22 protein-coding genes and 1 pseudogene are annotated in these 21,921 nt (G+C 59.8%); 16 read left to right on the top strand and 7 right to left on the bottom strand.

Going from position 1 to position 21,921, the window contains the following annotated elements:
- The 3 genes from R4P64_RS33360 to R4P64_RS33350 all read left to right on the top strand — a co-directional run.
- The coding region (locus R4P64_RS33360; RefSeq protein ID WP_317824461.1) for a PucR family transcriptional regulator at positions 1–1,074 on the top strand (1,074 nt) is incomplete at its 5' end.
- 99 nt (positions 1,075–1,173) lie between these two features.
- Positions 1,174–1,632 (top strand): prevent-host-death protein, encoded by a 459-nt coding sequence (locus tag R4P64_RS33355; protein WP_317824459.1) that lies wholly within the window; start codon positions 1,174–1,176, stop codon positions 1,630–1,632.
- Positions 1,596–1,985: a hypothetical protein gene (locus R4P64_RS33350; protein WP_317824458.1), complete on the top strand. Its 390-nt coding sequence runs from the start codon at positions 1,596–1,598 to the stop codon at positions 1,983–1,985. The genes R4P64_RS33355 and R4P64_RS33350 overlap by 37 nt, the downstream gene beginning before the upstream one ends.
- Before the next feature lie 2,209 nt (positions 1,986–4,194).
- Here the strand turns inward: R4P64_RS33350 and R4P64_RS34215 are convergent.
- Entirely contained in the window at positions 4,195–4,383 is a 189-nt protein-coding gene (locus R4P64_RS34215; protein ID WP_411742756.1) for a transposase, read from the bottom strand.
- A gap of 34 nt (positions 4,384–4,417) precedes the next feature.
- Positions 4,418–4,726, bottom strand: a complete 309-nt coding sequence (locus R4P64_RS33340; protein ID WP_317824456.1) for a transposase — start codon at positions 4,724–4,726, stop codon at positions 4,418–4,420.
- 537 nt (positions 4,727–5,263) lie between these two features.
- Here R4P64_RS33340 and R4P64_RS33335 point away from each other — a divergent pair.
- The 9 genes and pseudogenes from R4P64_RS33335 (at position 5,264) to R4P64_RS33300 (ending at position 13,347) form a co-directional block, all read left to right on the top strand.
- Positions 5,264–6,691 (top strand): MFS transporter, encoded by a 1,428-nt coding sequence (locus tag R4P64_RS33335; RefSeq protein ID WP_317824455.1) that lies wholly within the window; start codon positions 5,264–5,266, stop codon positions 6,689–6,691.
- Between the two features lie 165 nt (positions 6,692–6,856).
- Positions 6,857–8,371, top strand: coding sequence for an NAD(P)/FAD-dependent oxidoreductase (locus R4P64_RS33330; protein WP_317824454.1), 1,515 nt, complete (start codon positions 6,857–6,859; stop codon positions 8,369–8,371).
- Positions 8,368–9,360, top strand: coding sequence for an alpha/beta hydrolase (locus tag R4P64_RS33325; RefSeq protein WP_317824452.1), 993 nt, complete (start codon positions 8,368–8,370; stop codon positions 9,358–9,360). Before R4P64_RS33330 ends, R4P64_RS33325 begins: the two co-directional genes overlap by 4 nt.
- A 246-nt stretch (positions 9,361–9,606) precedes the next feature.
- The gene (locus tag R4P64_RS33320) at positions 9,607–10,221 is read left to right on the top strand and encodes a TetR/AcrR family transcriptional regulator (protein WP_317824451.1); all 615 of its coding nucleotides are present in this window, start codon (positions 9,607–9,609) and stop codon (positions 10,219–10,221) included.
- 346 nt (positions 10,222–10,567) lie between these two features.
- Positions 10,568–11,407, top strand: a complete 840-nt coding sequence (locus R4P64_RS33315; protein WP_317824450.1) for an SDR family NAD(P)-dependent oxidoreductase — start codon at positions 10,568–10,570, stop codon at positions 11,405–11,407.
- A 136-nt stretch (positions 11,408–11,543) separates the two neighbouring features.
- Positions 11,544–11,693: pseudogene (locus R4P64_RS34210) on the top strand (alcohol dehydrogenase catalytic domain-containing protein); the annotation flags it as partial.
- A gap of 191 nt (positions 11,694–11,884) precedes the next feature.
- A complete protein-coding gene (locus R4P64_RS33310) occupies positions 11,885–12,043 on the top strand; it encodes a hypothetical protein (RefSeq protein ID WP_317824449.1) in 159 nt (52 codons plus the stop codon).
- A 76-nt stretch (positions 12,044–12,119) separates the two neighbouring features.
- A complete protein-coding gene (locus R4P64_RS33305) occupies positions 12,120–12,320 on the top strand; it encodes a hypothetical protein (protein WP_317824448.1) in 201 nt (66 codons plus the stop codon).
- 163 nt (positions 12,321–12,483) lie between these two features.
- The gene (locus R4P64_RS33300; protein ID WP_317824447.1) at positions 12,484–13,347 is read left to right on the top strand and encodes an SDR family NAD(P)-dependent oxidoreductase; all 864 of its coding nucleotides are present in this window, start codon (positions 12,484–12,486) and stop codon (positions 13,345–13,347) included.
- A gap of 1,227 nt (positions 13,348–14,574) precedes the next feature.
- Here R4P64_RS33300 and R4P64_RS33295 read toward each other — a convergent pair.
- The 4 genes from R4P64_RS33295 to R4P64_RS33280 all read right to left on the bottom strand — a co-directional run bounded on the left by R4P64_RS33295 (position 14,575) and on the right by R4P64_RS33280 (position 17,884).
- Complete coding sequence (locus tag R4P64_RS33295; protein ID WP_317824446.1) at positions 14,575–15,750, bottom strand: ATP-binding protein; 1,176 nt, start codon at positions 15,748–15,750, stop codon at positions 14,575–14,577.
- 293 nt (positions 15,751–16,043) lie between these two features.
- Positions 16,044–16,274 carry a hypothetical protein gene (locus R4P64_RS33290; RefSeq protein ID WP_317824444.1) on the bottom strand — a complete coding sequence of 77 codons (231 nt, stop codon included), beginning with the start codon at positions 16,272–16,274 and terminating at the stop codon, positions 16,044–16,046.
- Positions 16,275–16,403: 129 nt separating this feature from the next.
- On the bottom strand, positions 16,404–16,622 hold the full coding sequence (locus R4P64_RS33285; protein WP_317824443.1) for a hypothetical protein: 219 nt from the start codon (positions 16,620–16,622) through the stop codon (positions 16,404–16,406).
- A 200-nt stretch (positions 16,623–16,822) separates the two neighbouring features.
- Positions 16,823–17,884 (bottom strand): enoyl-CoA hydratase/isomerase family protein, encoded by a 1,062-nt coding sequence (locus R4P64_RS33280; RefSeq protein ID WP_317824463.1) that lies wholly within the window; start codon positions 17,882–17,884, stop codon positions 16,823–16,825.
- A gap of 91 nt (positions 17,885–17,975) precedes the next feature.
- Between R4P64_RS33280 and R4P64_RS33275 the strand changes: the two genes are divergently transcribed.
- Entirely contained in the window at positions 17,976–19,163 is a 1,188-nt protein-coding gene (locus R4P64_RS33275) for a CoA transferase (RefSeq protein ID WP_317824442.1), read from the top strand.
- An 87-nt stretch (positions 19,164–19,250) separates the two neighbouring features.
- Positions 19,251–19,385 carry a hypothetical protein gene (locus R4P64_RS33270; RefSeq protein WP_317824441.1) on the top strand — a complete coding sequence of 45 codons (135 nt, stop codon included), beginning with the start codon at positions 19,251–19,253 and terminating at the stop codon, positions 19,383–19,385.
- Positions 19,386–19,478: 93 nt separating this feature from the next.
- Here R4P64_RS33270 and R4P64_RS33265 read toward each other — a convergent pair whose 3' ends face one another.
- The gene (locus R4P64_RS33265; protein WP_317824440.1) at positions 19,479–19,949 is read right to left on the bottom strand and encodes a MarR family winged helix-turn-helix transcriptional regulator; all 471 of its coding nucleotides are present in this window, start codon (positions 19,947–19,949) and stop codon (positions 19,479–19,481) included.
- A gap of 127 nt (positions 19,950–20,076) precedes the next feature.
- Between R4P64_RS33265 and R4P64_RS33260 the strand changes: the two genes are divergently transcribed.
- Together R4P64_RS33260 and R4P64_RS33255 are read left to right on the top strand one after the other, a co-directional pair.
- On the top strand, positions 20,077–21,135 hold the full coding sequence (locus R4P64_RS33260) for an MsnO8 family LLM class oxidoreductase (RefSeq protein WP_317824439.1): 1,059 nt from the start codon (positions 20,077–20,079) through the stop codon (positions 21,133–21,135).
- Entirely contained in the window at positions 21,132–21,569 is a 438-nt protein-coding gene (locus R4P64_RS33255) for a nuclear transport factor 2 family protein (protein WP_317824437.1), read from the top strand. The genes R4P64_RS33260 and R4P64_RS33255 overlap by 4 nt, the downstream gene beginning before the upstream one ends.
- The last annotated feature ends 352 nt before the right edge of the window (positions 21,570–21,921 follow it).

Below are 21,921 nucleotides of genomic sequence, written 5' to 3'. Positions count from 1 at the left end.
GTCGTCGCCACCGGACGCCTCATCCTCATCGGCCTCGTCGACAATCTCGCTGTCGGGAAATCTGCCACCGACTTGCAGCTCGAGATGTGCCGCGCAGCAGCGGAGCGACGGTTCACCCAGGGCATCACGGTCGAGACGATGCTGCAGGGTTACCGCGCCTGGGGCAAGGTTGTCTGGCGACTCATTCAATCGGTGGCGGCCGAATCCCACATCGATCCTGACGCGACCATGTACGTCGCCGGGCGAGTCATGGAGTTCGTCGACAGCGTCTCAACGGCCGCTACCCAGCGCAGCATCGAGTTCGCTGCCGGCACCGAGTTCGAGCGCGCGATGCTTCAGCGTGATCTGCTCGGGCTCCTGACTGCCGATCCCGCGCCAGTCGATCAAGCGACCCAACTTGCGCGTGACCTTGGCTTCCCCCTCGACCTACCCGCTGTCGCAGTCATCGTTCGCCGTCACCTCAAAACCGTCTCATCCGACGACCGTCTGCATGACATATTGCGCCGCCTCGATTCCGTCTGCACACGCCAGGGCCGCGCCGCCGTGATGGGCGTCACGACACATGGACTCGTCTGCGTGGCGGCCCTACGTCGCAGCGAACAAGTTGACGATGTAACGCGCGAACTGAAAACGGTCCTGGCCGAAAGCACAGGTGACGCACTCTCAGTAGGCGTCGGCACCGCACGCATCGGCGTCGAAGGAATCTCGAAGAGCTTTCTCGAAGCGGTCGACGCTGTCGCGGTCTGCAGCCCCGGGCGAGTACTGGGATTTGAACAGTCACTCCTGGACAACCTCTTGCGCCGATCGCAATACCGGACGGCCATCCTTGAGTGCACAGTTGAGCGCCTGCGTGCCTATGACGACGCCAGTGGCACCAGTCTTCTCGACACTCTCCGCGCGTACGTGGGTACTCGACACAGCCTGACTCGCACCGCAGTGGTAATGCATGTGCAACCGAACTCAGTCAGCTACCGACTGATGCGCATCGCCGCCATTACCGGGCACGATCCGCGAACCCCTGACGGCCTCCTGCTCCTCTCGCTTGCAACCTGGGCAGACTCAAGCAGGCACTAAACTCGGCTCCGTCGCTGCCGTCGAATTGATCAGCCAACGTGTCCCAGAAAACCCCGGCGACACCTGCACTTCCGAACACGTTCCAAAAATGATGGGGCCATGATCACCGCAGCAGAACTCCCCGCCGCGACCCGACGCTCCTCGGACCTGAGCAAACACTCCGCCGAGGTCTTCGCCGAGGCCGAGGACCACCCTGTGACGGTGACGCGGCGCGATGGCGAGGCGCTCGTTTTAATGTCGCAGCGCGAGGCCGAGGGACGCTCCCGCCTGCTGAACTTCGCCGCCCAGCTCATCACCGTCACTCTTGACGAGAATGGTTCACTCGCCGCGCGCATGACCAAGGCCTTCCCCTGGATGCTCGCGCTGTCGCCGGCGGACCGGGAGACCTGCGCTCAGGACCTCGTAGACGCCGCCCGTGCCTCGTTCTCCACCGACCAGCCACACCTCGCGATTGCGGAGTTGACGTCATGGAAGGAGACGGCAACCGCCATTGCCGCCGGTCTCGGCAGCGCCGACCTCGAATGGCTCGACGACGACGAGACCGTGGAGCGTCCATAGTCGTGGCCGCCACCAAGAAAGGCGAGCTGGTCCCCCGTCCCCCGAAGAAAATCGAGTACGAGATCCGGTTCGCGACCCCCGGCGCACGCAAGGGCTGGCAGGACCTCGTCGCGACGATCCGCAACCCGATAGCGGAGGCGTGGGACTTCCTCACGCGGACGCCTCTGTCCACGACGCCGACGAACTACCCCCTCCGCGGCGAACTCGGCACAATCTCCCGCGGAGGAACGATTCACGAGCGCTTGCAACACAAGCCGACGGCGAAGGGCACCGCACGCATCGGGCTCTACGTCCACGAGCGCACAGTCTTCCTGGAGCAAGTCCACATGAGCCACCCGAACGAGACGAAGTAGCCGGGCAAGCCGGACACCGCTTCGACAGCAAGACGATGTTCCTCTCCGAAATCGAAAGCGGCACAGCCCGAAGGGCTCAGAACGATCATCTACGCCCGCCGATTCGCACTCCTGCCGGAACGACACGCGCCGCGAGCGCCATCAAGGCAAATGCGCAAGAACCAGTTTTCGACCGTCGTTGACACACCGACATCTTCGTGCGCAATCAGGGACGATCGCCGTACAGCGGCGGCTACTTTTTGTAACAACTCGTAAGGTGACGGAATGGACAGCGACAACACTCAGACAGCAGTGGAACTCACGCTTGCTGCTCTCGAACGCAATCGCGTCGTGAATTCCGGTTGGGCGCCGAACCGTTCCTAGTCAAAGCTGTTGCTCAGCGAGACGGGGTCGTAGCTGTTGTCGCGCAAAGCGACTTGATGCGTATCCCGGTGATCGTCGAACATCACAAACGGAAAATGGCATGTGCCCCACATGCTGATCGGTTCGAGACAGCAGGAGACGGAACGGAAAGCCCTAACCAGCCATATGGGGTTGCAGGAGAAGAGCTTCAAACAATCGGGTGGCCAGGACCCGATGGAGAGCCTCCTGAAATCTCGTGGCTTGCGGTGACGGGTTATGCAACGCGTGTGGTGGTGTCGAATGAAATGGACACGTTCGAGGCCATACCGGCTGACGACGGGTTCGTCCTCTGTCTCGTTCGTGCCAAGCACCGCAGCCGCCCGGAAGTGCTCGTGCATACGACGGATGGTCGTGTAGTTCATACTGGTCCGTAGATTTCGAGGTCGATCCCGCACCCGGCCGTATCCATGTGACGCACTCGGATCTTCCGCCGCTCGAGCAACTGCCACTCGCTACCGTTACCCTCGTCGACCCCTGACCGTAGTCAGTCGTTTTTCAGGGCAAATTTTGACGCGCTAAGCGCATTATGCTGGTCGGCACAATTTCGAATTCCGGATACCCGATCGTGAAAATCAAGGTGCCCTTGGTGGTTGGCACGGGGCTCAAGAAGTAGGAGGCGGCGAACTCGACGTCACCCTCCTGAGTCAGACGGCGGCGATCACTCCCCCGGCGAACCAAGATGATTCGGGGTCATCCGGGAACTCGGATACTTTTACGGCATTGTGAAGTGTGGTGCCCCATGGAAACCGTAAGAACCATGACAGGGATCCACGCTGACCACCAGCCTGATGCGGTCTGCTGTCCTGGACTAATTCGGCCGCTGAGGTTCAAATTTTCATTTCCAGTCGCGAATTCCCTTGCGCTTCTCAGTGCCGGGTTGTCGACCGACTAGTTGAAATGAGACGCCATTGGGGAAAATCCTGAAGCGCTTTCCTCAGCGACTGACGACCACCCAATGCACGCAACAAACATTCCGGCGAGTCACTCGTGCCGAAACACCTAGTTTCTCCGTACCTGTTGCAGTAGAGCCTGTTTCATCAAGTACCGCGTCTGGATATCGCAGGTCATTTGGACACTGCAACGCGCTTCTCTCGAAACGCGATGAGGCTTCCACGAAGGCAAATACCTTTGGCCGCACTGCATTCGGAATCCCCATAGGTGACTTCCAGAACACACGATTCACGATCACCGAGATACTGACCGAAATCAACGTGACACTAGCCTTCGTCGATCCCTGCGGCCCTGCCCCAACAACGACAGATAATTGTCCGCCGTCGGAGCGACACAGGCGACATTGTGGACAGGCGAACTCGTCGGCCGAGACCGCGGCATCGGCGGATTCTACGAAGAATTCGGGCACTGAAATCCAGTTCGCTCCCTACACCGAAGAACTGCTATCCGACGCAGCTGGTGACCTCGGTCGACCTGTCGATCATTGTCGCCGTCCGACCGGCGCCGCGGAGTCGAAATTTGTGAGAAAGTGTTCTGAAAGTGTCACGGCGCGCGGGCCGACCGCCAGGGGCGTCCGCGTGCGGGGGGCAAGTCGTCGGGTCATCAATCCGATCATTGCCCATTTGATTATCGCCTCCAAGTGCGCCGGGAGACGTTCGTAGTCGTGGTCAAGTCGACGGCAACGCACGATCCACGCCAGATCCGTTCGATTAGCCAACAGTGTGGAAAGACACTGAATCCAATCTGCCCCTTAGGTTTCCGCACAATATCGAGCGTCATCCGGCATGCTCCGCGACCCACGTGACGAGACGTCCGGCGTAACCGGCGTCTGCCCACACCAACGTCATCGACGGCATCACGGTCTTGCCCGGGACAAAGCCATGCGCCCGCCGTCGCGGTCCCCCATGCTCACCACGGTCACCAACAGCCCCAGCGAGTCCGTGACCACGTGTCGCTTCCTGCCATTGACCCATTTCCTGCCGTCCCATCCACGACTGTCCGTGCCGACTGTGTCGGCACCCTTGACCGCCTGCGCGTCAGCCATCCCCGCCGACGCCATCGGATCCCGGCCGCTCCGGTCACGGAGCTTCGCCCGCAGCGCGTCGTGGATTCGATCGGCCACCCCCGGATTTGTTCCATCGCTGGAAGTACCCGAAAACGGTCTGCCAGGGCGGGAAGTCGTGCGGGACCTGCCGCCATGAACAACCGGTGCGGTTGACGTAGAAGATCGCCTCCACGATCCGCCGTCGATCGTGGATCGCCGGGCGGCCGCCCGGCAGCGCCGTGGGCACCATCAGTGCGATCAGCTCCCATTGGGCATCGGGCAGATCGGACGGATACGGTGTCGGCTTACGACGATTCCTGCGGGCAACCACAGACCCATTCATGCCGCCACCGGCCGATCTACCGCGCCCGAATCGAACGCTTTCAAAACACTCTCTAAGGCGCCGCCATGCGGACAGAGCCCGCGCCCAGCCGGAAAGCTGCTCATCTGCGAGAGACAACTTCGATGAAATCATTGACATTTTGTCTCGAATTGCTACAGTACGTACACCCAGTGTGGCTTGGACCACAGCATTTGCCTCAATGGGACGTGTCGAACAGAACTGGTTTCACAAACCACGCCGAATACACCTCAGTATCGCAATGCGATGTTCATCCCCCGGGTTATACGGACGGCTCCGACCTTCCCAGGGCGGAGCGGCCTGCTGCTAGGCACCGCATCTGCCTTGGCTGTTCACAGGATTCAAACGCCCCAGTCCAGCAACGGGCTCACATGCCCTGGCTGGAGACAGCAGACACGTCCAATTCACCAATCCAATGGGTATCTGCAGCTGGTGCTGACCTCGTTGTACACGACCAATCAAAGGATCGCCATGAAAGATGCTTCAGCAGAACACTCTTGGGCAAGATGGGGTACGGCTGTGGCTGCACTTGTCTTGCTCACTGAGCAAACAGCTCTAGGTTTCACTCTCATTGCGCCAGCACTAATCGGTTTCGGCGCCGAATATCAGACCGACCAAGTTATCTGGATGATCACGATCTACACGCTCGTGGGCTCGGTCACGACGCCGATCATCGGCAAGCTCGGAGACAGGTACGGCAAACGTCGAATTTTGATCACGTGCGCACTCCTTGCCGCAACAGGTTCGGCAGTATCTGCACTCGCGCCGACATTCGCGATAGTACTTGTTGGACGCGGGCTTTCAGGAGTGAGCGGAGCATTTCTTCCTCTTACCTTTGCGCTGATGCGAGATGTCTTTCCTGAGCGCTATCGCAGTCTCAGCATCAGCATCGCTACCAACGGTGTCGGTGTTGTGACGATTGCCGGCCCATTCCTGGCCGGATACCTGATCGACAACATTTCCTTGGATTCCGTGTTCTGGTTCACGGGCATTCTGTCACTGGTCGGAGCCCTAGGCACTATTGCACTTGTTCCAGAATCACCGGTGCGCAACACCGCCCGTATCGATCTCGTCGGAGCGGCCGGCCTCATGCTGGGCATATTTCTGATCATGCTCGGTATTTCACAGATTTCCCAGTGGGATTTCGTCGATATCCGAACCTTCGCAGTACTCGGCGGCGGCGTCGTTGTACTCGCAGCGTGGTGGCGGTGGGAGAGCCACACCTCAGAACCGTTCATCGATACATCGTTGCTCACCAGTCGTCCGATCGGTTCGATCATCCTGGCATACGGATTGGCTGTGGCTTCTACTGCCGTGATGGGTAGCTATCTGCCGCAGATGCTCCAGACCCCCAGGGGTGTCGGCGGTGACTACGGTTTTGGTTTGTCGGCAACAGGATTCGCTCGCTACGCCATTCCGGCGGGCATCCTGCTTGTTCTGTCGGGTATTTTCGTCGGCTTGACCGCTAAACGGTTCGGATACCGAATATTCCTGATCGTAGGTCCGTTGTTTTTTGCCTTCGGCGCGATAGGACTCGCCTTCTTTACCACTCAACCCTGGATGCCCATTGTGTTCTATTCGATTACCGGTTTCGGCGCGGTTGTCTACGCCGCTGGCCCCAGCCTGCTGATGCTGACCTCTCCCGCTGCTGTGCGCGGTATCACCGCAGCGATGATGGGTTCGGTCGGAGGGGTACTCACCAGCTCATTTACCCAGGCATCTGGACTGATCCTCAACAAGAATGTCGCCGTTGTTGTCCAGGGTTACCCAGCGTACACCGGCAAGGGGTTCACGCTCGTCTTTTTGGTGGCCGCGGCGATGGCGATCGCCGCGTCGGTAGTCGCGCTAAGCATTCCGCGAACAGAGAAGCAGGTGCATTCACAGCGCGCCGAAGAGGCACTGGTTGTTATTGCCGACGACCTCGATTCCTCCCGAGCCCGACTCTGAAACGGGTGCTCGTCGCACACCGACGAGCAGCCGTTTCACCGTCTGCGGACAACGTTCTTCAACCAACCTCACAACTTTCTCGCAAAAAGACTTGACAGTTTGTCTAGCTAGCAGACAATCTGTGTGATGCGAGTCATGCTGGCTCGCCGATACGAAAGGAACGAGATGAAAGACTTCGGCACTGTTGTCATCGGCGCTGGTTTTTCCGGTCTGGCCATGGGCTTGCGACTACGGAAGCGAGGCATCGCTGACTTCGTAATCCTCGAACGCAGTGACGAGGTCGGTGGAGTCTGGCGTGACAACACTTACCCTGGCGTCGGCGTCGATACGCCGTCGAAGATCTACGCACTCTCGACAGATCCCAATCCGAACTGGTCACGCCTGTTTGCCCGCGGCGACGAACTCCTTGAGTACACCCGTCAGGTAGCGCGCCGGTATGACCTCGTCCGGCAGATTCGTTTCAATACCTCAGTCAACGCGGCGCATTGGGATCCTGCTGCCAATCGCTGGCGAATCGAGACCGATCAGGGGACGTACACAGCGCAAGTGCTGATTACTGCCGCCGGCCTTGTCGCCGATGCCTCACTGCCCGCGGTGCCTGGCGTCAATGATTTTGAGGGCGAATGGTTTCACTCTTCCAATTGGAACCACCACCTCGACCTGATCGGCCGCAAAGTTGCGGTGATCGGGACCGGCGCTTCGGCGATTCAGTTCGTACCTGAAATCGCCCCAGACGTCGCTGAACTGCATGTGGTCCAGCGGACGCCGTCGTGGGTCCGGCCAAAGGACGAAATCATGATTTCCAAGAAAGCGCAACGCCGGCTCGCGCGGTTCCCTGCTTTGCTCAAACTCGAGCGGGCTGCCTTCTACGGCATCACGGAGGTGTTTTCGTCGGCTCGACGCGCAAAACTAATCCGTAGAAAATTTCAGCAGGTCAGTCTCAATCACCTCAACGCGCAGGTGCCGGATCCTGAGCTGCGCGCAAAGCTGCTCCCGGACTTCGAGTTCATGTGCAAGCGGCCGTTGGTATCGAATGATTTCTATCCAGCACTGCAACGCCCCAACGTCGAACTACATACCGGCGGCTTGACCGAGGTTCGCGCCAACAGCGTGATCACCGGTAACGGCGAGGAAGTCGAGGTGGACACCATCATCTACAACACCGGTTTCGATATCGGCGTCACCAGCCCGATCGCACGTGTAGTCCACGATGCCGAAGGCAGGACTCTGGCGGATCATTGGGGTGACAACCCGCGCGCTTACAAAGGTGTGTCAGTACCGGGGTTCCCGAATCTTTTTGTCATGCAAGGACCCAACGCCACCAGCGGTGTGAGCTCATCGCTCATCTTCGCCGAAGCGCAGGCTTTGTACATTGCCAGCGCACTCCGGACCATCTCCGCCCGTGACATCGCCACTTTCGAGGTCAAAGCGAGCGCCGAAGCGAAGTGGACGAAGTGGGTCCGCAAGCTGTCGACCAAAATGGTCTACGAGACGGGTGGGTGTGTTAGCTACTATCTCAACAGCAAAGGTGACAACGTCGTCATGTGGCCTACATGGAGCGCTTCCTATCAACTGCGGACGCGGACCTTTGACGCCGACGCCTATCACCTCGTGAACAATATCAAATCCGTTGCACCCAAGTTGGTTACACCGTCTCATGAGAGCGTGGCACTAGCATGAAGATTCCTCTCCACGCCCGAGTCGTAGCCCGACTGCAATCACGCTCAACGCAGTCCTCCATCATCGGCAAGACGGCAGAACAGATACCGGAACTGCGCGAACGCACGACGACCAGCAACAGTGGAATCACCGGATTCATCACTGGAAAAGTTTCCGAACTTGTCGTCATCGAGAACAAGCACATCGCGCTCCCTGGACGGACTCTCCGTCTTCGAACCTACGTGCCTAACACCCTGCAGACTGCGCCGAGGCCGGTGATCGTCGACTATCACGGTGGCGGATTCGTTATCGGAAGGCCCGAACTCAAAGAATGGTATAACAGCGAACTTTCCTGGCGACTCAACGCACTCGTCATCTCGGTCGACTACCGGCTTGCACCCGAGCATCAGTTTCCCGCCGCGTACAACGACGCCGTCGAGTCGTACTCGTGGTTGACCGAGAATGTGGGTGCGTGGAACGGTGACCCCTGCCGTATGGTCGTCACCGGTGACAGCGCGGGGGCCAACCTCGCTGCCGGTGTGGCAATCGCAGCAGCACACATAGACGCCGCCACAGCACCCCGTGCTCAGGTACTCCTTTATCCCCCAACAGATCTCGTGACCGATTACCCGTCTGCCACGGAGAATGCGACGGCGCCGTTCCTCTCGGTGCAGGAGTCCGATGCCTATCTGCGGCACTACTGCACGATCGACGAACTCGCCGATGCCCGCATCTCACCCCTGGCATCGGACGATCTGCACGGAGTGGCGCCTGCGGTGATCATCACCGCCGAACATGATCCTCTACGAGATCAGGGGGCGGCCTACGGTGATGCTCTGAGAGCGGTGGGTGTGTATGCCCGTGTCACCAATTATCCCGGTACAGCACACGGATTCATCTCGACTCCGGGTCTGTATCCGGGAAGCAGTCTCGCCGCGCTGGGGGAAATCGTCACAGAGATCAGACAACTACTCGCTTGCGAAGGGCACGCGGGAAGGGTGGTTAGCTGACTGCCTCCCACGCCTGACGATCCACTCGACTACTCACGGTAGGGTGCCGCATCGACAATCAAGAACTGGGAGCCCCGTGAGATAGACAATCCCCATTTCGCGCTGCGGCCTACCCGCATCCCTCAGTGGAACATCCGCCGACGAAATGTCTAGTGATACTGTGATTTGTACATTGACGAGGCTTTTCGTAAGCATGAAAGGCCGTGTCGGTTGTCACCAACAGCCGAATTCACAACGGAGGTAGCAATGCCGGTTGCACCGAAATTGGGCCTTCGGGATGCTCAGAAAAACTTGACGTTCAACCGACTAGTTGATGCTGCTGCCGAACTGCTCAATGAGCGGGGTGCCTTCACTATCACCATGGACGACGTAGCAAAGGCTGCCGGTGTATCGCGGGCCACGGTGTACAGCCACTTCCAGAGCAAGTCAGAGATCACAGAGGCCATCGCGCAGCGGTTGTACGACGACGGTAGCGAGGTCTACGGGTTTCTCGGAAATCAGCCGAGGTGGACGCGCGACAGTCTCCGGTGGTGGATGCACGATGTCGAGCGTCGTTACCGCGAACACATCGGTTATATCGGCGCCTTGAGTAACGCCGGCCCCGCATCTCACATGCGCGCAAGTACCGTCGACACCCACAGTCACTATGTCGACCTCATGTTGAGCAGCGATGATCAGCGCTGGGGCGACCTTCCGGTCGCGGAAATACGCCAGAGATGTCTCATTTTCGTCTTGCATGTCGAGTCTTTCTGCGTCGCCTTTACGTTTGGCGAGTTTTCTGGAGACGCGCGAACGGATCCCACCGAGCTTCTCCTATCTGCGCTGTGCCATCTTCTGGGACCGGCCTTGGCCGACTACTGATACCCGTATAGCAATAGTCCAGAAGAACGGGACCGCGCTCACCGCGCGAGCACCCACTTCCGCACGAAATCGGCGAGGCCTCAAGGGTTTTACCGCCCTCGACTGCCTGCTGTGCGGATTCTGGTGTCCGTGCAACTAAGCGTTTACCGGTTTTTGCCTGCCTGCAGCATGGTTCCTTCTGCACTTCTATTTGATGACTCTGAGCAAGCGATTCTGCAGTGCTCGTCTTCGGACCTGCACAAGAAGTCAACCTTATTTAGTCAGACATTTTGTCTAGCAATTAATCATAGCGTCTGTACTATGAACAGAGTGACCCACGTCGCAATCTGCCAAGGGCAGACACTACATGAAGGGTTCGGTATTTGAAGTGGACAATCTGAACGGGAAAGTCGCCGTTGTAACGGGTGCGGCGTCGGGGATCGGGCGCGCGATGGCGTCCGTCTTCGGTGCCGCGGGAATGCGTGTGGTCCTCAGTGACATCGCGAAAGATGCGGTGGAGGCCGCAGCAGCGGAACTGCGCGCCGACGGTGTCGACTGCATCGCGCAGGTTACCGACGTCGCCGATTTTGATGCAGTTGATGCGCTGGCGCAGAAGTCGTTTGAGACCTACGGCGGCGTGAACGTGTTGTGCAGCAACGCCGGTGTCTCCTCGATCGGTAAGCAGTGGGAGATCAGCACGGACGACTGGACGTGGGTGATGGGGGCTGATCTGTGGGGCCCTATCAACGGGGTCCGCGCCTTCTTACCTCGGATGCTCGACTCCAACGAACCAGGCCACATCGTCAATACCGCCTCACTCGGTGGACTCATGGGATCGCCCTTTGTCGGCCCCTACTCGGTGGCCAAGCACGGCGTGGTCGGCCTGTCTCGTGGACTGCGCCTCGAACTCGGGAATACGAACATCAACGTCAGCGTTTTGTGCCCCGGACAGATTGCCACGGGCATTGTGCCGAAGATGCGTGAGCGGATCGCGGACACCAACACCGACTTGTCCGATGACCTCAATGGCGTTCTGGACTACCTCGACACCAGCTTGGCCAACTCCATGGACCCCCTGGCCGTGGGAGAGATGGTCAAGGCGGCGATCCTGAACAACACCTTCTACATCCTTCCCAACAGTGCCGAGATCATCGAGGTCATCAAAGCCGATTTCGAGGAACTGATCGCGAGCGTGCCGGCGCTGTGACCCCCGGGACATAGCGATTCAGTCAGCGAACTTGGCGAGGACCTCGTGCATGAAAGCTTTTGAGCTGCCAAGTTATACCGGACCCCGAGGTCTGGCTTTGAAGGACATCGATCCCCCGTAGCCAAAACCCGACGAGGTCGTGATCACCGTCCGTCGGATAGGGGTGAACTATCCCGATCTGCTTCTCACCCGCGACCAGTACCAACTCAAACCCGTGCATCCGATGGTTCCTGGATGCGAGGTAGCCGGAGTCGTTTCGCAGACCACATTGGCCTCAGATCTATAGGTGGGGGACCGTGTCACCGCATTCGTCTGGCACGGGGTTTCGCAGAGCCGGTCATAGCGCCGGTCAATGCTATCGCTCCCATACCCGACGACATCGACTTCATTACGGCGGCAGCAACGCTCGTCAACTACCAAACAGTCCTCTTTGCGCTCGAGCATCACGCTCGGGTTCATCGCAGAGAGACTGTGCTGGTGATGGGAGCTGCCGGCGGAACAGCTACTGCGGCACTACAGGTGGTGGCAGGACTGGGGGCCAATGTCATCGCCGGCGTCGCCGACGAAACTCAGTCTGCCTCCGCCCGAGAAGCCGGGGCAATGCAGGTCGTGGTTCTCGACAAAGGGTTTCAGTGACGCCTTGCTGGAGGCCGCAGTGTGGACGTCGGAGTAGCCCTCTGGGGGCTGGCTGCTCGGCGAGGCCCTTCGCGGCTTGGCACCTGAAGGTCGCGTCATCGTCATCGGATTTGCCGCCGGAAACATTCCGTCGGTCAAGGTCAACCGACTGCTCCTACGCAACGTCGCGGTGATCGGCGCTGCTTACGGGACCTTCCTTGATCTCGATCACGCACTGATGTCCCGTCATCACTCTCAATCGCATGGCACGAGAGGGCTTTGTACGCCCCGCACTTGACAGTGTCTATGAATTCACCGAGCTTCCCGCAGCGCTCGAACGTCGCGGGCACGGGGAAGTCCGCAGCAAGGAGGTCATCTCTGCCTGATGACGGTGTCCACCGACCAAACACACAGCACTGCACTGCAGTTGACGTGAAGCCATTCAACGAGAGGAAATTTAGATGTCCACCACACGACTTCATTCAGGAACCGCGGTAATCACCGGCGGAGGCTCGGGGATCGGCGAGGGCTTTGCCCGTCATTTGGCATCACGCGGCATGCATGTCGTGGTCACCGACATAGACGCTGATCGCGCAGAGTCCGTCGCACACGACATTCGGACACGGGGTGGTCAGGCATCGGCATACCAGGTCGACGTCACCGATTTCCGGGCGGTCGAACGCCTCGCCGCAACGACCTTCGAAACCCACGGTTCAGTCGAGCTACTTCTGAACAATGCTGGAATCGAGTCCGGGGGCCTATTGTGGGAAACTTCGATCGACCGATGGGCTCAAGTGATGTCGATCAATGTGACCGGCGTATTTCACGGTGTCAGAGCGTTTTTACCAAGAATGATCGAACTGGCCGCACCAGCTGTCGTAGCCAACATGTCGTCGGTCGGTGGCGTGTCGACCACAGGATTGCAAGCCCCCTATATCGTCAGCAAACATGCAGTACTTGCCTTGACCGAGTGTCTACATCAGGAGATTGCACTCGTCGGGGCCCCGATCCAGGTCTCTGCCATCTTGCCTGCACAGGTCCGCAGTCAAATCTTTACCGCAGCGCAATCTTCGGCCCCTCCGGCAGATGAGCTGAGTCGGAGAGTTTTCGACTGGATGCAGTCGGTCAATGCATCCTCCTCTGCGCCGAGTGCCGTCGATGCGGCCGCACACATGACAGATCAGCTCGCCGATGGCCAATTCTGGGTGTTCTCCGACGAAGAGATCGGACGCGGTGCCGCGGCTGCTCGGGGTTCCCATCTCTCCGAGCTTCGAGATCCGGTCCACCCTCGCGAGACCTTTGCCCAAGCCGGGTTCGAACTGTGACCCCAAGATAGGTGGCGTAGACCAATCACTTGAAGCAACTTCGCAACGAACAGGGAAGGTACTCCTGGTGGTAGACATAGAAGTATGCCCGGATCCGACATAATTTATCCGCGCCTCATTCTTTCGTGAGTATGGGCTCCGCGCAACTACAGAGAACGGGTTCGGTCCCCTGCTGAACCTGATCTGATACCGAAGCCCGGCAAAGATGGCGTCGAATGTCGCGGCCCATTCCTGCGGAACCGAGTACGGGGTCATCGTCGAAAGTTCGCGGTTCACACCGAAATCGGCTGCGGTGTCTGCGCAAGTGTCAGCGAGAGCGTGCGGGTACGGCACCCACAACATGGAGACACATCGGGTGGCGGCAAAGGCATCGCTGGTCACACCTGCTGTTGCCAGCGCCGCACCGACTGTTTCGCGGATCGCGGGATGTGCCTCAAATACGAGGTAGCACGTTCCGCCCGTCGCTGTCATGTCGAATCGGCGGCCACCGAGGACGCGAACCACCATGGCCTCGTTGGCCCCTTGATGGCCGCGAGCGAGCGGCTGCGAAGCGACGAGCTCACTTTCGGGGAATGCGTCGAGTGGTCGGGCGGGGGCGCGGAGCGCGACGCTTTCACAGGTCACGCAGCCGACCGCTCCACGGCGAGAACTGCGTCCTTCGCGTGAGCAGCGTCGGTGAGAAGAACGGGGTTAGCCACTGTGACTATCTACTCCCCGGAAACAGTTGGGCCTTCACGTTTGCGATCGAACGGCACGCCGCTCGGACGACGGTATCTGCGGTGACCCGTACTCACGGAACAGCGTTTCGAAATCAGCGGACTCGCCGAAACGCTCGAGTGACACTTTTTCAGCTGAATTATCGGCGGAAACCTGGCCCTTTGGGGCCGGGAGGAAGCCGCTCTGGGTTGCGCAGTAATCCGGGGATGCGAGTGTGACTGGTGCGCAGCAATACCCGGTCGCCACGAGTGTGGCTGTGCTGGATTCGGATACCTTCACGACCAGTATGAACTCGATGCCGTTCCCCTCCATCGGTGCGGGACACCGGACATGCCAGGCGCGACATGCTCGGAGCGCACCTCCCGTCCAGACACCGAATTAATACACTGCAGCAGAATCGAATTGGATAAGCACCTAAATCGCTGGGTGCCGCGGCAATGAACCTAACCCGGACTCCAGCCCGCACGAACTACCCGACCTGCACCCGCCTACGGCGCAGCTCGCCTGCTGTCAATCCAACTGCTGGCGCCGAATGAAATCGGCCATCCCCGGGACTGTAAACGCAATGCGTCCACGCTCAGGCGCCCAGATCAGACCACGCTTGATCGCCGAATCCCGCACCTCACTTGTTCCCGCAGCAGTCGATCCCATCGCCGCGGCGACCTTCGCAGACCGCGGCTGATCCTCACCGAGAGTGGACATCGCAGCCAAGTATTTCCGCTCCCTCGGGGTAGCCCGATCCCACCGCGACGGGAAGAATCCATCGTCGAGGTGCCGTCGGCCGACCTCGACAGCGCCGAGCGCATCCGCCAGCTCGAACGGCGTGCCTGGCGCGATATTCCAGATCGCCTTGCCGTACTCCTGCAGAAAATACGGATAGCCACCACTCGTTTCGACGAGCACGTCCAACGCTTCGGGAGTGAAATCACCGCCGTGCGCCTGCACAGGAATCCGCAATGCGTCCGCTGCATCTACGGGCGCCAACGGCCCGATCGTGCTGTACAGAAACTGCCTTTCAGCGTACGAGCGGCAGTCCGCGAGAACCGCGGGCAGATTCGGCAGACCTGCACCGACAACGTAGAACGGCCACTGCCTCTGGTTCGCTTTGTGCTGCACGGCCAGCAGCGCCGTGAGAAGGTCCTGGTCAAGGTCCTGCATCTCGTCGATGAACAACCCGAATGCACTGTTTCGAGGACGCAGAACTTCGCAGATCGCTTCGACGAGCTCTTCGAGGTCTATCGCGATATCGCCCGAATCTATCTGTGAGCGAGGCGCAGAAACGTTGACCGTGGCACCCGCAACCGACACACCTACCGAAAAGTTTCGAGCCAGGGCAATCAGATCGTCGACGCTGTCCTTGAGTCTCTGTTTACGGCTGTAGCGACGCAAACCCAACGACAGTTCCTGCGCGAGGGTGTTACGCACCGCCGCGATACCGGAGGTGCTGGGACGGCCTTCGATGCTGATGGTCAGCCAGCCCTGGTTGTCCGCATGATGGGCCAGATAGTTGAGCAACGACGTCTTCCCGACGCCCCGCAACCCGGAGAGGATCATTCCGCGGTCATAATTTCGGCGTTTGCTGCGCGCGACAAGAAGATCGAACGCCTCGATCTGGTCGTTGCGGCCTTCGAGTGCGGGCGGACGCAGACCTGATCCGGGGGTGAACGGGTTCAACTCGAGGTCCATATCCAACAGTATAGGCATATATCCATTTTTTCGGATAATTACCTATAAACGAAGATAGTGACCGACCAACAGACGTGAGCGCATGCAAGGCAACCGAGCACAAAAGTCCCAGAACTAGCGAAACAGACAGCCCCACAACAATATCAGCATTTAGACCACGTCGCACTCAGCCGCAGACGATCGATCGCACCGCTCACAGGCGCCCCTATACCTAGGCTGCAGCCCACAGCTGTCAACGGTTCCCATCACCCAAGCAAGAATCGAACTGCGGGCCGCGCAGGCGCATTCAGCCCTTACGCTGCGACAGCAAGACAACGGCCGTCGACGCCATCAACGACAACGCAAGCACTATCGCCGCGAAATGCCCCCAAACAACATTCATCCGCCGACGCGAGCTCACGTCCGAGCAGACCGGTCACCGGCATCACCTGCGTCGGTGTCGGTCCCCCGGCCTGACCGAGCTCGAGCATGATCCGGGTCGGATCGGCGATCCCCATCGTCTCCAACTCCGGAGCGAGAGGCACTTCGACGGAAGACCTTGCGCCAGAAACTCTCGTCGGCGCCCTCGGCCGCTTTCTCTCCGCCGGAACCGTTGTCAGGTTTGATTGCGACCGCACCGGGAATTGCGTCGGCAGCAGCCTCGCACATGCCCTTCAACCCTCGTTCCGTCGCCCGCTTGTTGCCATACCGGCCGGTAACCAACAAGTCGAGATCCTCGGAAACCGTTGAACGAGACGCATCTTCTCGAGGCTGGTGCCGCCCGTGAAGACAAGGTCATCCCCCGCGTGGGCGAGCACAGCGCGCAACGCCTCACACACCCAGTAGTCCTTGGCGAACGCCAACTCCGAAATGTTCAATTTCGATGCTGCCACAGCTACTTTCTGAGAAAAGATCGACTGATTCTCGTTCCGCCACAGTGCGACTGCGCTCGAACTCACTTCTCGTGCTCGAAATCGAGTGCTCGCGCCCGGCCTCACAGATGAGCACTCGACGACAAAAAGTCGACCGCAGAACAACCACTCGTCGCCCCTCCTCACCCCGAGCCAGTCGAGATGGCTGCGCCGGTAGAGAACTACTCGGTGTTGATCTGATCGATCAGTCCCCACTCCAGGGCCCGATCGGCATTGATCGGACTGCCGGAAACAAACAGGTGATAGGCGCGCCAGCGCCCGATCCGACGCGGAATCGACACGGTGCCACCGGCTCCCGGGATCAAGCCCATTCCGATCTCCGGGAGCCGGAACACCGCACTTGAATGAGCACGGATGGTGTGTGCAAACGCCGGAACTTCGATCCCCGCACCAACACAGCTTCCGTGCACATGCACCTCGATTCGATCAGCCAACCGCGCCATCAAACGCGCCGCTCCCGCTCGGGTCCGAATCAAGTGTGCGATAGCCAGATCCGGAGTGGTCCCGAACTCGTCCAGATCGCCGCCCGCCGAGAACGACGGACCCGCTCCATCGAGCAAGACCTTCTCGATGCTGGTGTCCATCAGTGCAAGTTGCAGAGCTGCCACCAGTCCGTCGCGCACCTGCGCACCGTAGGCATTGCGCCGTTCGGGACGGTTGAGCGTGATGTGCAGCAGCCCATCACGGCGATCGATCAACACCGGTTCCTGCGGCGCAGGAGGAGGTAGTGGCCTCGGTCCGCGACCCTCGAGCCAGCGACGAAAGTCCGGGGTCCCCAGTAGCGTCGAGTAGGCCAACGATTCCACGTCCAAGGCCTCAGAGATGGACAGATTTTCCCCCAACCTCAGTACCTGGGATGCGACAACTGATGCATACGGATTCTCGTGGAAGCGTTCGAAGACAGCTGCCAATTCGGCATCGGGATCTTCGACGCTCACGAACTCCCGAATACTCGCACCCTGGTACGAGGCGACGGTGGAATCGAGCGCCTGAGCGAGTGTTCTGGTTGCTGCATCGGGAGCTCTGGTGCTGCGCCCGACAACCACGCGATCGCATTCCAGAACCCTGGCCGCAACAGTCGTAGCTGTTGCGTCGGACATCGACCGATCGAGGTCGACAACCACCGCTGGGTCGTCGAGAGCACCGCCCGCAGCCAGAATCGGATGATCGAGCGCCCCGTCGAGAATGTCAGTCGGGGACAGCACGAGAACCTGATCGACCATCATCGTCCTTCATGTATTCGGGAACCGAAAAAGTATCTCCACGAACGGGATTGCCGTTCCAGTAATGATTTTCGGAGTGTAGCATCGAACAATGTTTGCCTGGCGGGACACTACTGACGAGACCGAACGGATCCGGAATTGGCTGGGCAGTGGAATTGCGACCCTCACCGGATCAGCAGATGGTCCTCCCCTGATTCCCCCGGGACGTGCCGCAACAATCGCAAACAGGCTGGGATCCTTCATCGGCACCGCAGACGACGGCGCCCGTTTCCTCTCCGAGCGAGCAGCATTCACCGGAATGACCCGGAACGGCAATGTCTCAGTCGGCGGGAAAACTCGCCTGCTCCCCACCTCTGACGGTTGGGCGGCCGTCTCCTGTGCTCGCGAGAGCGATCCGAGCCTCTTGAGCGCACTGATATCGCATGATATAGCCGATAATCCTTGGCTCGCTGTCACCGCATGGTTATCCGCGCACCCTGGTGCCGAGCTTGCCGAGCGGGCGATGTTGCTCGGGCTTGCTGCCGCACCCGTCCAACGCAGTGCAACTCCGGCTCCCACTCCGACTACCCGCCGCTGCGTTGACGGAATGCTCGTCGTCGATTTCAGCGCGCTCTGGGCCGGCCCACTGTGCGCACACCTTGTGGGGGCGGCCGGAGCAAGGGTGGTAAAAGTGGAGATCCCCACCAGGGCCGATGGCGCCAGGCTCGGAAATCCGGAGTTCTATTCCCTTCTGCATGCCGGGCATGAGTCCGTCGTCCTTGATCCGAGCACCGCGGCAGGGAGGTCCGCGATGGCCCAGTTAGTGGACCGCGCTGACATCGTGATCGAAGCGTCCAGGCCCCGCGCACTGGCCGGCTTCGGGCTCGATGCAGACGCAGCGGTCTCATCCGGAACCACCTGGATTTCCATCACTGCCGCCGGACGGGAATCCCCACGAATCGGTTTCGGCGATGACATAGCGGCGTCGAGTGGCCTGATCGCACACGACGTAGATGGTTCTGCGGTCTTTGTCGGTGACGCGATTGCCGATCCATTGACCGGACTTCTTGCAGCGGCACTCGCAATGTCCGAAACGCCCTCCGGCGCGGGACATCTCTGGGATATTTCGATGGCAGACCTCGTATCGTCCACACTCCCGTTGCCCCTGCACGCCGATACGCCTGAATGCGGCCCCCAGACCGTTTCCCATCCTCGCAAGCGCGCGAGTGTTGGCATTGCGCCGCCTTCCGGAGCCGACACCGAATCAGTTCTTCGCAGCCTCGGAATCGAGGTTCCGTGAGCTTTGTCCGTCGGCACGCCGCGTGGGCCGCGGCGATAGTGGCTACGAGGACCATTGCCGCCCCGACCGCCGACCGGCGCAAAACGGTTGAGCGACAAGACCGAAGGCGTGATCGCGGTTGTGGGAGATGCTCACCGACGACCAGGTGCTCTGACAGGCCGCGATGTCGAGGCCTTGATCGCCGAAGAGCAGCGGGCGGCCGCGCAGTGTGACGGCCCCTAGTCCAGGTGAGCACCTCGCCCTCGTTGACGAACCTGAACCGTCCGGTGATGCCCTCGATCTGCTCTCCCGTCCAAGCGGAACGCGTCACGAACGTCAGATCCGATGCGCAATCTGGGCGAGAACATTTGCGGCAGTTGCAATCTGGGATACGTCGACACCTTCAAGAGCTTCGGTGAGCAACTCACGGCGAGCTGCGTGGACGCTGTCCAGTGCACACCGCCCTTCTGCGGTAATGCTAATCATGGACACTCGAGCGTCGGTGGGTAGAGTTTGCCGATCCACAAGGCCAGACTGCTCCAATGTCTTCAACCGCGGCGTAATCGACGATACGTCGACACCGTGACACGCCGCGATAGCCGATACCCGCATCGAGCCGCGTGCGTCGAGATGCTCGAGAAGCCCCCAAGATGCTGGCGGTAGGTCAAAACCCGACCTTCGGGAAACATCGCCGATGGTGTCCCGGTTCATCAGCTGACGCATTACCGCGGCTAGCTCGCGCTCAAACTCTGCCAGTCCAGCGCCTTCGCTACCTTGGGTGGATCCCTTGCCTTCAGTGGTGGCCACGGTTCTTCTATGCACGAGTACAGCCTAGAACTGATACCAGGTGATAACAAGCTTGGCCAAGCCAACTAAAACCACTATAGTTGGGTTGATCAAACTAATCATCAGGCGTTCCAGGAGGAGAAGTGACATGCGTGTGTCGATAGTGGACCTAGGAACCGTGGCTCCAGAAACCGGAGAGACTGAGGCCCTGGCCGACGCCTTAGCAACTGCACGCCACGCCGATTCCGCAGGGTTTCACCGTATTTGGTTTGCCGAGCACCATCTGAGCGCGATGGGCGCCTCACATCATCCAGAGTTGCTGATCGCTGCGGCCGGAGCACAAACGAAAGGGATCCGCCTCGGCTCCGGTGCGATGCTGATGAATCATTACAGCCCGCTCAAGGTCGCCGAGATGTTCAAACAGCTCGAGGCTATGTACCCGGGCCGCATCGACCTCGGGATGGGACGGGCTACGGCCGGCCCCGTGATCGACCTTGCGTTACAGCGAGACCGTCGGTCACGACCGGTGGACGACCACGACCAGCAAGTACTCGAAACAGTGACATGGCTGTACGGTGCGTTTGCCGCGGACCACCCGTTCGCAGCTAGGAAGTTGATCCCAAGCGTCACCTCGGTCCCACAAACATGGCTACTGGGGTCCAGCGAGAAGGGCTCGACCCTTGCAGCGGGATTGGGCATCGGCTACACCTTCGCGGGATTCATCAACCCGATCGCGGCAGCGCACGCGTTGCAAAAATATCGACAGCAGTTCCAACCTCACAACTTCGGGCTGAAGCGACCACGTGCGATTCTGGCTGTCAATGTCAGCGTTGGGGACACAGCTACCGACGGTGAACGATTGACGACCTCCGCAAAGGCATACTACGCACGCCTCCGCCGTGGCGACTCAAATGCTCTGGTGCCCTCGACTACACAAGGTGCGCGCGAATTGTCCATCGGTGACAGGAACGAGCCGATCACCATCACTGATGGACGATGGCCCCGCTTCGTCGGCGGGAGTGTGCAGCAGGTCCGCGCAACACTCGAGCAGATGATTGAAGAAAGTGGAGCGGATGAGGTGATGGTCCAAGACATGATCGCTGATCCACGCGAGCGCAGACACTCTCATGCACTACTGGCAGATGCGTTCGGCCTCACACCACGGTGCGGCGTGCCCGACGCGGCCTACCAAGACTTGTCGTTATGAACTTCGACGACTACTTCCAGATCATGCAGACCATTGCTCGCTACGGTCACGCGCTCGATTCAGCAGACGTTTCCTTCGCTGAGGTCCTGACCGAGGATGTGGTGTTCGACTTCACCCATTCGGGGAGGCCCGGCAATCCAGGACCGGTCGTTCGGGGGCGCCGACAAGTTCTCGAACTGATGACCGGTTCCGCCGAAGATCCGATAGCTCACGACCCGCGCGAATCTCGGCCAGGATTGTCACATCACACCACCAACTCGGAGATTGTCCGCGACGGTGGCGACGAAGTCGAAGTGCGCAGTAAGTATCTACGCCTCGCTCCTAGTCAGCGTGGCCAGACGGTCGTCGTAATCGGGCAGTACATCGACACTCTTGCGCGGACTGCGGCTGGTTGGCGGATCTCCAAACGCGTTGTCATCGCCCATGCGGTGTGACACCCGAGATCCGGAAGCAACACTGGTTGGTCGCCAGTATCTTGAACTGGAAACGCGATCTATGAGTATTGATCCACCGCCGTCGCTACAGCTCTGAATTCCGCCCTAGCCGTTAGGAGTGGTTTTTCGGGGGGCGACCAGTCGCCGCCTTCAGCGAATCCATTGATCGTGCGGGGGGCATGAGGTCAGCTTGTCGGCGTTCGCCGAGGGCTGTCGCGATACCGAACAGGTTGTGCCAGGTTCGATCCCACAGCCTTCGAGTCGGCAGGTGCAGCGCTAGCCGAAGTGCAGAGGACGTGATCGTGCCCTCGACATTGATCGGGTGGTGCATGGGCTTGAACGAGAACATCGC

This window comes from Rhodococcus sp. IEGM 1366, from assembly GCF_033142425.1.
In the GTDB taxonomy this organism is placed as follows: domain Bacteria; phylum Actinomycetota; class Actinomycetes; order Mycobacteriales; family Mycobacteriaceae; genus Rhodococcus_F; species Rhodococcus_F globerula.
Note: the sequence above shows the minus strand (reverse complement) of the source record. Positions and strands in the feature narration are given on the sequence as shown.